The sequence below is a fragment of the Streptomyces spectabilis genome, from assembly GCF_008704795.1.
Taxonomy (GTDB): Bacteria; Actinomycetota; Actinomycetes; order Streptomycetales; family Streptomycetaceae; genus Streptomyces; species Streptomyces spectabilis.
The window spans coordinates 5,707,158-5,721,179 of record NZ_CP023690.1; the positions used below are offsets into that span (position 1 = coordinate 5,707,158).

Here is a 14,022-nt window from a genome sequence, read left to right on the forward strand (position 1 = left end):
CCTCAGGAGTAGAAGTGAAGCGCAGCAAGACTCTCCGCGCTGCGGACGCCAAGATCGACCGGGACAAGCTCTACGCCCCGCTCGAGGCGGTCCGTCTCGCCAAGGAGACCTCCGCGACCAAGTTCGACGGCACCGTCGAGGTCGCCTTCCGTCTGGGTGTCGACCCGCGCAAGGCCGACCAGATGGTCCGTGGCACCGTGAACCTCCCGCACGGCACCGGTAAGACCGCCCGGGTCCTGGTCTTCGCGACCGGTGACCGTGCTGCGGCCGCGGAAGCCGCCGGGGCCGACATCGTCGGCGCCGACGAGCTGATCGACGAGGTCTCCAAGGGCCGTCTGGACTTCGACGCCGTCGTCGCCACCCCGGACCTCATGGGCAAGGTCGGCCGCCTCGGCCGCGTGCTCGGTCCGCGTGGTCTGATGCCGAACCCGAAGACCGGCACCGTGACCCCCGATGTCGTGAAGGCTGTCAACGACATCAAGGGCGGCAAGATCGAGTTCCGCGTCGACAAGCACTCGAACCTGCACTTCATCATCGGCAAGGTGTCCTTCGACGACACCAAGCTGGTGGAGAACTACGCCGCGGCCCTGGAGGAAGTCCTCCGTCTGAAGCCGTCGGCCGCGAAGGGCCGGTACATCAAGAAGGCCGCCATCACCACCACGATGGGCCCCGGCATTCCGCTGGACTCCAACCGCACCCGCAACCTCCTCACCGAGGAGGACCCGGCCGCCGTCTGACACTGACGGCAGCCGCGCGTCTGGCGCGTATCCGACGGGTCCCGCAACCATTCGTGGTGCGGGACCCGTCCCGTTGTACGGGTAGACGCTGGGGGAACGGGCTTCGCCCGTACGTGAACGAGCTTTCTCCGCAAGTGACTTCGCCGTACGTGATTTCGGCTACGTACGAAGGACGCCGGGGGGCGGGCCGCGCTAGCGTGCCGACTCTCCATGGACGCAAGGGGTGGGACGACATGAACGGCACGACAGCACGCCGCGTGGCGCTGGCGATCGCGGCCGCGACGGCGCTGACCGGCATCACCGCCTGTGGCTCGTCGGACGGCTCGGACAACGACTCCAAGGGCTCCTCCGGCAAGGGCGGGGGCGGCGGCCTCGGCGTCAGCCCGATAGCCGCCCTGCGCACCATCGAGAAGTCCACCGACAAGGCGGACTCGGCCAGGGTGGAGTCCGAGACCACCATGGGCTCCGTGATGTCCATGAAGGCCAGCGGCGCCCTCGGCTGGGAGGACGGCCTCACCGGCAACATGACGATCACGTACACCGGCGGCCAGCTCGCCGAAACGATGCGTCAGACGGGCAGCACCTCGATGGAGGCCCGCTATCTGCCCGACGCGTACTACGCCAAGATGGGCGAGCAGTTCGCCGCGCAGGCCGACGGCAAGCACTGGGTGAAGTACGCGTACGACGACCTGGAGCGGATAGGCGGCGGCTCGGGCGCGTACATGAAGGACGCGATGCAGAACAGCACGCCGCACCAGTCGGTGAAGATGCTGCTCGCCTCCGGTGACGTGAAGAAGGTCGGCGAGGAGAAGGTCCGCGGCGTGAACACCACGCGCTACTCGGGCACTGTCGACGTCGCCGCGCTCGCCGAGAAGTCCTCCGGGCTCAGCGCGTCCCAACTCGCCGACATGAAGCGGCAGCTGGAGCAGGCCGGCGTCACCACCGAGACCGTCGACATCTGGGTCAACGACGAGAACCTGCTGGTCAAGAAGGTCGAGAAGGGCCAGATGAAGACCGGCGCGCTGTCCGCGACGGCGTACTACAGCGACTACGGCACCGAGGTCTCCGCCGAGGAGCCGCCCGCGTCCGACACCGCCGACTTCAAGGACCTGATGAACCGGCAGCCCGCCACCTGATCTCGCCCCGATAGCAGCCTGATCACGTTCTGACCTCGGGAGATATCCCAGAGACCCCGCGTGTGTCCGTCAGGTAACCTCGGCCCACAGCAATAAATGGATCAAATGTTCCTAGGGGTGGGGTAATGATCATTTCCGTACGTAAGGGCCGTAAGGGAGCGGCGGGGGCCGCCGTGGCGGCCCTGCTGCTCGCCGGTGGCGCGGTGGGCTGCGGCACGGAGAAGAAGTCGGACAGCGCGGGGGGCGACCTCTCGCCGGCCGCGGCCGTGCAGAAGGCCGCGAAGAACAGCGAGGAGCTCAAGTCCTTCAGCTTCCGCATGAAGGGCCAGGTGCCCGGTGACGGGCGCGTGAAGGCCGAGGCGTCGATGACGGCGGAGCCGCTCGCCATGCGGATGAAGATGACCGCGCTCGACCAGGGGGCGCAGAAGGCCGAGATCCGGCTCGTCGACGGCGGCCTGTACCTCGGCGGCGGCAAGCCCTCCGCCGAGACGGACGGCAAGAGCTGGATGAAGTTCGACGCCAAGGCCATGGAGAAGCAGGGCGCGGGCAAGCCCGGGGGCTCCTCCATGTCCAGCCAGGCCGAGAAGAACCCGGCCCAGGAGGCCGCCTTCCTGACCGGCTCCAAGGACGTGAAGAAGGTCGGCGAGGAGACCGTCGACGGCGTCGAGACGACCCACTACAAGGGCACGGTCACCCTCGACGACCTGCGCGCGGACCTCAAGGGTGAGGACGCGAAGACGCGGGCGAGCCGCACGAAGAACATCGAGAAGTTCGAGGACATGGGCATCGAGAAGCTCTCGATGGACATGTGGATCGACGGCGACGACCGGGCCAAGCAGTTCCGTACCCAGGGCGACGCCGACAAGGGCAAGTTCGACATGACGATCACGTTCTTCGACGTGAACAAGCCGGTGACGGTCACGGCACCGCCGAAGAGCCAGGTCATGGACCTCGCCCAGATGATGAAGGACTCGGGCGCGAAGGGCTGACCCGATTTGCTCGACGCGCCCCCGTTCGCGTAACCTTCCGGAGAAGCCAAAGACCGCTGGTCGTTGTCGTGTGCTCGTGAGGGTATGCGGCGGCCGAAGGATCCGCTGAACTGCGGACGACCCGCGCAGGTGACCGTGGAAGTGCTCCTGGACGCGCAAGTGTCCGGTAGAGCTCACGCCCCGTGCGCCTGCGCCGGGGCGTTTCGTTTTGTGCAGAGCCCCTTCCTTGTGCCTGATTCAGGCGGTCCGGCGACGCGGCTGATCGAGAAGGGTCAGTCGAGGATCATCACCCCGGAAGGAGGCCGAGGCTCATGGCGACGTCCGACAAGGTCGCAGCCGTCGAGGAGATCACGCAGAAGCTGCGCGACTCCAACGCTGCTGTTGTGACTTCTTACACCGGACTGAGCGTGGCGCAGCTCAAGCAGCTCCGCCGTTCTCTCGGCGACAACGCTCAGTACCGTGTGGTGAAGAACACGCTGACCAAGATCGCGGCCAACGAGGCCGGGATTTCGCTGGACGAGCACCTCAAGGGCTCGACGGCGGTCGCCTTCGTGACCGGTGACCCGGTCGAGGCGGCGAAGGGTCTGCGTGACTTCGCCAAGGAGAACCCCGCCCTTGTCATCAAGGGTGGCGTTCTGGACGGCAAGGCGCTGTCCGCCGACGACATCAAGAAGCTTGCGGACCTCGAGTCCCGCGAGGTTCTGCTCTCCAAGCTGGCCGGTGCCTTCAAGGGCAAGCAGTCTCAGGCTGCCTCTGTCTTCCAGGCGCTGCCGTCGAAGCTCGTCCGCACCGTGGACGCGCTCCGTGCCAAGCAGGACGAGCAGGGCGGTGCCGAGTAACTCGGCTCGCACATTGACCGCCGTCTGACGGCGACGGTCACAGCGGGCCAGACGTACGCCCGCCACACCAGTACATCCGGCACCTGCCGAATTAGTGGAAGGACCGCCATCATGGCGAAGCTCACCCAGGACGAGCTGCTCGCGCAGTTCGAGGAGATGACCCTCATCGAGCTCTCCGAGTTCGTGAAGGCCTTCGAGGAGAAGTTCGACGTCACCGCCGCCGCTGCCGCGCCGGTCGTCGTCGCCGGTGGTGCCGCTGGTGGCGCCGCTGCCGCCGCCGAGGAGGAGCAGGACGAGTTCGACGTCATCCTCACCGGTGCCGGCGACAAGAAGATCCAGGTCATCAAGGTCGTGCGTGAGCTGACCTCCCTGGGCCTGAAGGAGGCCAAGGACCTCGTCGACGGCACCCCGAAGCCGGTCCTCGAGAAGGTCGCCAAGGACGCCGCGGAGAAGGCCGCCGAGGCCCTCAAGGGCGCCGGCGCCTCCGTCGAGGTCAAGTAACACCTCACGGGGTCGTACGCGACTCCCTGAGCCTCGTGGTCCTGTGAGGGGCCACACGGCTCCCGCGCTGTAACGCGCAGACACTGAAGGGCGATCACCCAGTTGGGTGGTCGCCCTTCGGCATTCCCGTGACGGCTGCCTTGCACTGTCGGCACCGGCGAGTATGGTGATCTTCGTTGTGCCTCCGGACGACCCCCGAAGGTTCCTGAATCGGAGCCTGTCAGGGCTGGGGGGCCTTGACGAACCGCACGCAGCGCGCAATTCTCAGGACGCGTCGTCACAACGATCCGCATCCGAGGCATGGATCGGCGGCGAAGAGGGCAGTATCGATGTGCGTTGAGGACGTGGCTTGCCGCAGGTGTTGAGAACACAAAGGGTCTTCAGAAACCCGCACTGGACATCAGTGGGCCAGGTGGCTACACTGACCCTTTGCGCTGCCTGTTAGCTGCCTCCTGCCCGTCACCAGGGGCATGCCCATCCCTGAGCATCGTGGGTTGAAACCGTCCTGACCTGGCCTTTTGGCCACTTCAAGACCGTCTCTCCCCCGTGCCAAGGCTGGGACCGGTACGCGCGTAGTGAGTCCGAGCCCTCGGAAGGACCCCCTCTTGGCCGCCTCGCGCACTGCCTCGACCGCGAATACGAACAACGGCGCCAGCACCGCCCCGCTGCGCATCTCCTTTGCAAAGATCAAGGAGCCCCTCGAGGTTCCGAACCTTCTTGCGCTGCAAACCGAGAGCTTCGACTGGCTGCTCGGAAACGACGCGTGGAAGGCTCGTGTCGAGGCGGCTCTGGAGTCCGGACAGGACGTCCCCACCAAGTCCGGTCTGGAGGAGATCTTCGAGGAGATCTCCCCGATCGAGGACTTCTCCGGGTCGATGTCCCTGACGTTCCGGGACCACCGCTTCGAGCCCCCGAAGAACTCCATCGACGAGTGCAAGGAGCGCGACTTCACGTTCGCCGCCCCGCTCTTCGTCACCGCTGAGTTCACCAACAACGAGACCGGCGAGATCAAGTCCCAGACGGTCTTCATGGGCGACTTCCCGCTCATGACGAACAAGGGCACCTTCGTCATCAACGGCACCGAGCGTGTCGTGGTGTCGCAGCTCGTCCGTTCGCCCGGCGTCTACTTCGACTCCTCCATCGACAAGACGTCCGACAAGGACATCTTCTCGGTCAAGATCATCCCGTCCCGGGGTGCCTGGCTGGAGATGGAGATCGACAAGCGCGACATGGTCGGCGTGCGCATCGACCGCAAGCGCAAGCAGTCGGTCACCGTGCTGCTCAAGGCCCTCGGCTGGACGACCGAGCAGATCCTCGAGGAGTTCGGCGAGTACGAGTCCATGCGCGCCACCCTGGAGAAGGACCACACCCAGGGCCAGGACGACGCGCTGCTCGACATCTACCGCAAGCTCCGTCCGGGCGAGCCGCCGACCCGCGAGGCCGCGCAGACGCTGCTCGAGAACCTGTACTTCAACCCGAAGCGCTACGACCTCGCGAAGGTCGGCCGCTACAAGGTGAACAAGAAGCTGGGCGCGGACGCCCCGCTCGACGCCGGTGTCCTCACCGTCGAGGACGTCATCGCCTCGATCAAGTACCTGGTGAAGCTGCACGCCGGTGAGACCGAGACCGTGGGCGACAGCGGTGCCTCGATCGTCGTCGAGACCGACGACATCGACCACTTCGGCAACCGCCGCATCCGCAACGTCGGCGAGCTGATCCAGAACCAGGTCCGTACGGGTCTCGCCCGTATGGAGCGCGTCGTGCGCGAGCGCATGACCACCCAGGACGTCGAGGCGATCACGCCGCAGACCCTGATCAACATCCGGCCGGTCGTCGCCTCCATCAAGGAGTTCTTCGGCACCAGCCAGCTGTCGCAGTTCATGGACCAGAACAACCCGCTGTCGGGCATCACCCACAAGCGGCGTCTGAACTCGCTCGGCCCGGGTGGTCTCTCCCGTGAGCGGGCGGGCTTCGAGGTCCGTGACGTGCACCCCTCGCACTACGGCCGCATGTGCCCGATCGAGACGCCCGAAGGCCCGAACATCGGTCTGATCGGTTCGCTCGCCTCGTACGGCCGCATCAACCCGTTCGGCTTCATCGAGACGCCCTACCGCAAGGTCGTCGAGGGCCAGGTCACCGACGACGTCGACTACCTGACCGCCGACGAAGAGGACCGATTCGTCATCGCGCAGGCCAACGCGCCGCTGACGGAGGAGCTCCGCTTCGCCGAGGCCCGCGTCCTGGTCCGCCGCCGCGGCGGCGAGGTCGACTACGTCGCGCCGACGGACGTGGACTACATGGACGTCTCGCCGCGCCAGATGGTGTCGGTCGCGACCGCGATGATCCCGTTCCTCGAGCACGACGACGCCAACCGCGCGCTCATGGGCGCGAACATGATGCGCCAGGCCGTGCCGCTGATCACCGCCGAGGCCCCCCTCGTCGGTACGGGCATGGAGTACCGCTGCGCCGTCGACGCCGGTGACGTCATCAAGGCCGAGAAGGCGGGTGTGGTCCAGGAGGTCTCCGCGGACTACATCACCGTCACGAACGACGACGGCACGTACACCACGTACCGCGTCGCCAAGTTCTCCCGCTCGAACCAGGGCACCTCGGTGAACCAGAAGGTCATCGTCGAGGAGGGCGCGCGCGTCATCGAGGGCCAGGTCCTCGCCGACGGCCCCGCCACCCAGGAAGGCGAGATGGCCCTGGGCAAGAACCTGCTCGTGGCCTTCATGCCGTGGGAGGGCCACAACTACGAGGACGCGATCATCCTGTCGCAGCGCCTCGTGCAGGACGACGTCCTCTCCTCGATCCACATCGAGGAGCACGAGGTCGACGCCCGTGACACCAAGCTGGGCCCCGAGGAGATCACCCGGGACATCCCGAACGTCTCCGAGGAGGTCCTCGCCGACCTCGACGAGCGCGGCATCATCCGCATCGGTGCCGAGGTCGTCGCCGGCGACATCCTCGTCGGCAAGGTCACGCCCAAGGGCGAGACCGAGCTGACGCCGGAGGAGCGCCTGCTCCGCGCGATCTTCGGTGAGAAGGCGCGCGAGGTGCGCGACACCTCCCTGAAGGTGCCGCACGGTGAGATCGGCAAGGTCATCGGCGTCCGCGTCTTCGACCGCGAAGAGGGCGACGAGCTTCCCCCGGGCGTGAACCAGCTGGTCCGCGTCTACGTGGCCCAGAAGCGCAAGATCACCGACGGTGACAAGCTCGCAGGCCGTCACGGCAACAAGGGTGTTATCTCGAAGATCCTTCCGATCGAGGACATGCCGTTCCTCGAGGACGGAACTCCGGTCGACATCATCCTGAACCCGCTGGGTGTGCCGTCCCGAATGAACCCGGGACAGGTCCTGGAGATCCACCTCGGCTGGCTCGCCAGCCGCGGCTGGGACGTCTCCGGGCTCGGCGACGAGTGGGCCGAGCGCCTGCAGGCGATCGGCGCCGACGCGGTCGCCCCGGGCACCAACGTCGCCACGCCGGTGTTCGACGGCGCCCGCGAGGACGAGCTGGCCGGTCTGCTCCAGCACACCATCCCGAACCGCGACGGCGACCGCATGGTGCAGCCGACCGGTAAGGCGAGGCTGTTCGACGGCCGCTCCGGCGAGCCGTTCCCGGACCCGATCTCCATCGGGTACATGTACATCCTCAAGCTGCACCACCTGGTCGACGACAAGCTGCACGCCCGCTCGACCGGTCCGTACTCCATGATCACCCAGCAGCCGCTGGGTGGTAAGGCTCAGTTCGGTGGCCAGCGCTTCGGTGAGATGGAGGTGTGGGCGCTGGAGGCTTACGGCGCCGCGTACGCCCTCCAGGAACTCCTTACGATCAAGTCCGACGACGTCACCGGCCGCGTGAAGGTCTACGAGGCCATCGTCAAGGGCGAGAACATCCCCGAGCCCGGCATTCCCGAGTCCTTCAAGGTGCTCATCAAGGAAATGCAGTCGCTCTGCCTCAACGTGGAGGTGCTGTCCTCGGACGGCATGTCCATCGAGATGCGCGACACGGACGAGGACGTCTTCCGCGCCGCGGAGGAGCTCGGTATCGACCTGTCCCGGCGCGAGCCGAGCAGCGTCGAAGAGGTCTGACGGGAGTCCGGCGGGCTCAAGCATGAGCCCGCCGGCCCCAGGACCCCCGTTTCAGACCCCTAAGACTTACAACCCTGAGAGGGATTGACGCATAGTGCTCGACGTCAACTTCTTCGATGAGCTCCGGATCGGTCTGGCCACCGCTGACGACATCCGTCAGTGGAGCCACGGCGAGGTCAAGAAGCCCGAGACCATCAACTACCGCACCCTCAAGCCCGAAAAGGACGGACTCTTCTGCGAGAAGATCTTCGGTCCGACCCGGGACTGGGAGTGCTACTGCGGTAAGTACAAGCGTGTCCGCTTCAAGGGCATCATCTGCGAGCGCTGCGGCGTCGAGGTCACTCGCGCCAAGGTGCGTCGTGAGCGGATGGGCCACATCGAGCTGGCCGCGCCCGTCACGCACATCTGGTACTTCAAGGGTGTCCCGTCGCGCCTGGGCTACCTGCTCGACCTCGCGCCGAAGGACCTCGAGAAGGTCATCTACTTCGCCGCGTACATGATCACGTTCGTGGACGAGGAGCGCCGCACGCGCGATCTGCCCTCCCTGGAGGCGCACGTCTCCGTGGAGCGTCAGCAGATCGAGAACCGCCGCGACGCCGACCTCGAAGGCCGCGCCAAGAAGCTCGAGACCGACCTGGCCGAGCTGGAGGCCGAGGGCGCCAAGGCCGACGTGCGCCGCAAGGTGCGCGAGGGCGCCGAGCGCGAGATGAAGCAGCTGCGCGACCGCGCGCAGCGCGAGATCGACCGTCTGGACGAGGTCTGGTCGCGCTTCAAGAACCTCAAGGTCCAGGACCTCGAGGGCGACGAGCTGCTCTACCGCGAGCTGCGTGACCGCTTCGGCACGTACTTCGACGGCTCGATGGGTGCCGCGGCGCTGCAGAAGCGCCTGGAGTCCTTCGACCTCGACGAGGAGGCCGAGCGCCTCCGCGAGATCATCCGCACCGGCAAGGGCCAGAAGAAGACCCGTGCGCTCAAGCGCCTCAAGGTCGTCTCCGCGTTCCTGCAGACCTCGAACAGCCCCAAGGGCATGGTTCTGGACTGCGTGCCGGTCATCCCGCCGGACCTGCGTCCGATGGTGCAGCTGGACGGTGGCCGCTTCGCGACCTCCGACCTGAACGACCTGTACCGCCGCGTGATCAACCGCAACAACCGCCTGAAGCGCCTTCTCGACCTCGGTGCGCCCGAGATCATCGTGAACAACGAGAAGCGCATGCTCCAGGAGGCCGTCGACGCGCTGTTCGACAACGGCCGTCGTGGTCGCCCGGTCACCGGTCCCGGCAACCGCCCCCTGAAGTCCCTCAGCGACATGCTGAAGGGCAAGCAGGGTCGCTTCCGTCAGAACCTCCTCGGCAAGCGCGTGGACTACTCCGCGCGTTCCGTGATCGTCGTGGGTCCGCAGCTGAAGCTGCACCAGTGCGGTCTGCCCAAGGCCATGGCCCTGGAGCTCTTCAAGCCGTTCGTGATGAAGCGCCTGGTCGACCTGAACCACGCGCAGAACATCAAGAGCGCCAAGCGGATGGTCGAGCGCGGCCGCACGGTCGTGTACGACGTCCTCGAAGAGGTCATCGCCGAGCACCCGGTGCTGCTGAACCGTGCGCCGACGCTGCACCGCCTCGGCATCCAGGCCTTCGAGCCGCAGCTGGTCGAGGGCAAGGCCATCCAGATCCACCCGCTCGTCTGCACCGCGTTCAACGCGGACTTCGACGGTGACCAGATGGCCGTGCACCTGCCGCTCTCCGCGGAGGCGCAGGCCGAGGCCCGCATCCTGATGCTGTCCTCGAACAACATCCTCAAGCCCGCCGACGGCCGTCCGGTGACGATGCCGACGCAGGACATGGTCCTGGGTCTGTTCTTCCTCACCACCGACGGTGAGCTGCGTGACGTCAAGGGCGAGGGCCGTGCGTTCGGCTCCACCGCCGAGGCGATCATGGCGTTCGACGCGGGCGAGCTCGCGCTCCAGTCGTCCGTCGACATCCGCTTCCCGGTGGGCACCATCCCGCCGCGTGGCTGGGTGCCGCCGGTCGCCGAGGAGGGCGAGCAGGAGTACCAGCAGGGCGACAGCTTCCGGCTTCGCACCTCCCTGGGCCGTGCGCTCTTCAACGAGCTGCTGCCCGAGGACTACCCGTTCGTCGACTACTCCGTCGGCAAGAAGCAGCTCTCCGAGATCGTCAACGACCTCGCCGAGCGCTACCCCAAGGTCATCGTGGCGGCGACGCTCGACAACCTGAAGGCGGCGGGCTTCTACTGGGCGACCCGTTCCGGCGTCACCGTGGCCATCTCCGACGTCGTGGTCCCCGAGGCCAAGAAGGAGATCGTCGCGGGCTACGAGGCCCAGGACGAGAAGGTCCAGAAGCAGTACGAGCGCGGTCTGATCACCAAGGAAGAGCGCACGCAGGAGCTCATCGCGATCTGGACCAAGGCGACCAACGAGGTCGCCGAGGCGATGAACGCGAACTTCCCCAAGACCAACCCCATCTTCATGATGGTTGACTCGGGTGCCCGAGGAAACATGATGCAGATGCGGCAGATCGCCGGTATGCGTGGTCTGGTGTCGAACGCGAAGAACGAGACCATCCCGCGTCCGATCAAGGCCTCCTTCCGTGAGGGCCTCTCCGTGCTCGAGTACTTCATCTCGACCCACGGTGCCCGTAAGGGTCTGGCGGACACGGCCCTTCGTACCGCCGACTCCGGTTACCTCACCCGTCGTCTGGTCGACGTCTCCCAGGACGTGATCATTCGCGAGGAGGACTGTGGCACCGAGCGCGGTCTGAAGCTGAAGATCGCGATCCGCGGCGAGGACGGCGTGCTCCGCAAGACGGAGAACGTCGAGACGTCCGTGTACGCCCGCATGCTGGCCGAGGACGTCGTCATCGACGGCAAGGTCATCGCGCCGGCCAACGTCGACCTCGGTGACGTCCTGATCGACGCCCTGGTCGCCAACAGCGTCGAGGAGGTCAAGACCCGCTCGGTCCTGACCTGTGAGTCGGCGGTCGGCACCTGTGCCTTCTGCTACGGCCGCTCGCTCGCCACCGGCAAGCTGGTCGACATCGGTGAGGCGGTCGGCATCATCGCCGCCCAGTCCATCGGTGAGCCCGGTACCCAGCTGACGATGCGTACCTTCCACACCGGTGGTGTGGCCGGTGACGACATCACCCAGGGTCTGCCCCGTGTCGTCGAGCTCTTCGAGGCCCGTACGCCGAAGGGTGTCGCCCCGATCTCCGAGGCCGCGGGCCGGGTCCGCATCGAGGAGACCGAGAAGACCAAGAAGCTCGTCGTCACCCCGGACGACGGCAGCGACGAGACGGCGTTCCCGATCTCGAAGCGTGCCCGTCTCCTGGTGGGCGAGGGCGACCACGTCGAGGTGGGCCAGAAGCTCACCGTGGGTGCCACCAACCCGCACGACGTGCTCCGGATCCTCGGCCAGCGCGCCGTCCAGGTCCACCTGGTCGGCGAGGTCCAGAAGGTCTACAACTCGCAGGGCGTGTCGATCCACGACAAGCACATCGAGATCATCATCCGGCAGATGCTCCGCCGCGTGACGATCATCGAGTCCGGCGACGCGGAGCTGCTTCCGGGCGAGCTCGTCGAGCGCTCGAAGTTCGAGACCGAGAACCGTCGTGTGGTCACCGAGGGCGGTCACCCCGCCTCCGGCCGTCCGCAGCTGATGGGTATCACCAAGGCCTCGCTCGCGACGGAGTCCTGGCTGTCGGCCGCCTCCTTCCAGGAGACGACCCGAGTCCTGACGGATGCGGCGATCAACGCCAAGTCCGACAGCCTCATCGGCCTCAAGGAGAACGTCATCATCGGTAAGCTCATCCCGGCCGGTACGGGCCTGTCCCGTTACCGCAACATCCGGGTCGAGCCGACCGAGGAGGCCAAGGCCGCGATGTACTCGGCCGTCGGCTACGACGACATCGACTACTCGCCGTTCGGCACGGGCTCCGGCCAGGCCGTTCCGCTGGAGGACTACGACTACGGTCCCTACAACCAGTAGTCGCCTCAGTAGCGAGTCATCACCGCAGGGCGGTCATCCGACGGGAGTCGGGTGGCCGCCCTGCGGCGTTCTGCCGCATGATGGAAGGCACACGTCGTGTGGGGGAGTGTGCGTCTCGTGACGAATCCGTCGTGGCAGCCGGCGCCGTGGCCGGGGCAGCAGGGGCAGCCGTCGATGCTCGCGGGCCACTCCGACCGGGAGCGCGCGGTCGATGTGCTGCGCGCGGGCTTCGCCGAGGGCCGCCTCCAGCAGGACGAGTACGAGCGCCGCGTGGAGCGGGCGTATCAGGCTCGTACGGTGGGGGAGCTCGGTCTGCTCGTCGCCGACCTGCCGCAGGGCCCTTCGGGCTTTCCGCAGGGCCCGCCCGCGGTGCCCACCTTCATGGCCGCGCCGCCCGTGAACGGCAAGGCCACCGCCGCCATGGTCTGCGGCATCGCGACATTTTTCACATTCGGCGCCTCGGGCGTGCCCGCCGTGGTGCTCGGCCACATCGCCCGTGCCGAGATCCGCCGCACCCACGAGGGCGGCGACGGCCAGGCGGTGGCGGGCCTGGCCCTCGGCTGGCTGTCGATCGTGGGGTGGGCGCTGCTCCTCCTCCTGGTCGTGGCGGCGTCCGGGGGATAGAGCCCGTCCGGGGTGCGGGGTATTTGTTTTGACCGCAGCCAATGAGGTAGGTACGCTCAGACCTTGTGCCTGGGGTGTGCCTGGGCTCGCGCGCGTGTCCTCAACCGCATCGTGAGTCCGATCTGGCCACCGCAATCTGCGCCCTTCTCGCCTTTGGCGGGGGTCTGCAGCATTCGACACACCCGACCGCGTGGGTCGGCAACGTTCCAGGTTAGCTTTACTATTCGGCACACAGAAACCGGAGAAGTAGTGCCTACGATCCAGCAGCTGGTCCGGAAGGGCCGGCAGGACAAGGTCGAGAAGAACAAGACGCCCGCACTCGAGGGTTCGCCCCAGCGCCGCGGCGTCTGCACGCGTGTGTTCACGACCACCCCGAAGAAGCCGAACTCGGCCCTCCGTAAGGTCGCGCGTGTGCGTCTGACCTCCGGCATCGAGGTCACGGCCTACATTCCGGGTGAGGGACACAACCTGCAGGAGCACTCCATCGTGCTCGTGCGTGGTGGCCGTGTGAAGGACCTGCCGGGTGTTCGCTACAAGATCATCCGCGGCTCCCTTGACACCCAGGGCGTCAAGAACCGCAAGCAGGCCCGCAGCCGCTACGGCGCCAAGAAGGAGAAGTAAGAATGCCTCGTAAGGGCCCCGCCCCGAAGCGCCCGGTCATCATCGACCCGGTCTACGGCTCTCCTCTGGTGACCTCCCTCATCAACAAGGTGCTGCTGAACGGCAAGCGCTCCACCGCCGAGCGCATTGTGTACGGCGCCATGGAGGGTCTGCGTGAGAAGACCGGCAACGACCCGGTCATCACGCTGAAGCGCGCGCTGGAGAACATCAAGCCGACCCTCGAGGTCAAGTCCCGCCGCGTCGGTGGTGCGACCTACCAGGTGCCGATCGAGGTCAAGCCCGGTCGCGCCAACACGCTGGCCCTGCGCTGGCTGGTGGGCTACTCCCGCGCCCGTCGCGAGAAGACCATGACCGAGCGCCTGCTCAACGAGCTCCTCGACGCCTCCAACGGCCTCGGTGCCGCTGTGAAGAAGCGCGAGGACACCCACAAGATGGCCGAGTCCAACAAGGCCTTCGCGCACTACCGCTGGTAGTCGCTACCCCCATCGAG

The 14,022-nt window shown here is 66.7% G+C and carries 10 protein-coding genes; all 10 read left to right on the forward strand.

Annotated features, from left to right (window positions below; all coding sequences use genetic code 11):
* The first annotated feature begins 14 nt into the window (after positions 1-14).
* The 10 genes from rplA (at position 15) to rpsG (ending at position 14,005) form a co-directional block, all read left to right on the forward strand.
* Entirely contained in the window at positions 15-737 is a 723-nt protein-coding gene (rplA, locus tag CP982_RS25110; protein WP_150512576.1) for a 50S ribosomal protein L1, read from the forward strand.
* 233 nt (positions 738-970) lie between these two features.
* On the forward strand, positions 971-1,873 hold the full coding sequence (locus tag CP982_RS25115) for an SCO4651 family lipoprotein (RefSeq protein WP_150512577.1): 903 nt from the start codon (positions 971-973) through the stop codon (positions 1,871-1,873).
* 125 nt (positions 1,874-1,998) lie between these two features.
* Positions 1,999-2,862 carry an SCO4651 family lipoprotein gene (locus CP982_RS25120; RefSeq protein ID WP_150512578.1) on the forward strand — a complete coding sequence of 288 codons (864 nt, stop codon included), beginning with the start codon at positions 1,999-2,001 and terminating at the stop codon, positions 2,860-2,862.
* Between the two features lie 311 nt (positions 2,863-3,173).
* Entirely contained in the window at positions 3,174-3,701 is a 528-nt protein-coding gene (rplJ, locus tag CP982_RS25125; protein WP_150512579.1) for a 50S ribosomal protein L10, read from the forward strand.
* Between the two features lie 111 nt (positions 3,702-3,812).
* On the forward strand, positions 3,813-4,202 hold the full coding sequence (rplL, locus tag CP982_RS25130) for a 50S ribosomal protein L7/L12 (protein ID WP_144320454.1): 390 nt from the start codon (positions 3,813-3,815) through the stop codon (positions 4,200-4,202).
* A 605-nt stretch (positions 4,203-4,807) separates the two neighbouring features.
* Positions 4,808-8,293, forward strand: a complete 3,486-nt coding sequence (gene rpoB / locus CP982_RS25140; RefSeq protein ID WP_150512580.1) for a DNA-directed RNA polymerase subunit beta — start codon at positions 4,808-4,810, stop codon at positions 8,291-8,293.
* Between the two features lie 94 nt (positions 8,294-8,387).
* Positions 8,388-12,287 (forward strand): DNA-directed RNA polymerase subunit beta', encoded by a 3,900-nt coding sequence (locus CP982_RS25145; RefSeq protein ID WP_150512581.1) that lies wholly within the window; start codon positions 8,388-8,390, stop codon positions 12,285-12,287.
* A gap of 117 nt (positions 12,288-12,404) precedes the next feature.
* A complete protein-coding gene (locus tag CP982_RS25150) occupies positions 12,405-12,911 on the forward strand; it encodes a DUF1707 and DUF4190 domain-containing protein (protein WP_229879051.1) in 507 nt (168 codons plus the stop codon).
* A 249-nt stretch (positions 12,912-13,160) separates the two neighbouring features.
* The gene (rpsL, locus tag CP982_RS25155) at positions 13,161-13,532 is read left to right on the forward strand and encodes a 30S ribosomal protein S12 (RefSeq protein ID WP_003948652.1); all 372 of its coding nucleotides are present in this window, start codon (positions 13,161-13,163) and stop codon (positions 13,530-13,532) included.
* Positions 13,533-13,534: 2 nt separating this feature from the next.
* A complete protein-coding gene (gene rpsG, locus CP982_RS25160; RefSeq protein WP_003974303.1) occupies positions 13,535-14,005 on the forward strand; it encodes a 30S ribosomal protein S7 in 471 nt (156 codons plus the stop codon).
* Positions 14,006-14,022: the final 17 nt, after the last annotated feature.

Coding starts and splice junctions, on each gene's coding strand:
- CP982_RS25115 (WP_150512577.1), top strand. CDS start 971: ATGAACGGCACGACAGCACGCCGCGTGGCGCTGGCGATCGCGGCCGCG.
- CP982_RS25120 (WP_150512578.1), top strand. CDS start 1,999: ATGATCATTTCCGTACGTAAGGGCCGTAAGGGAGCGGCGGGGGCCGCC.
- rplJ (WP_150512579.1), top strand. CDS start 3,174: ATGGCGACGTCCGACAAGGTCGCAGCCGTCGAGGAGATCACGCAGAAG.
- rplL (WP_144320454.1), top strand. CDS start 3,813: ATGGCGAAGCTCACCCAGGACGAGCTGCTCGCGCAGTTCGAGGAGATG.
- rpsG (WP_003974303.1), top strand. CDS start 13,535: ATGCCTCGTAAGGGCCCCGCCCCGAAGCGCCCGGTCATCATCGACCCG.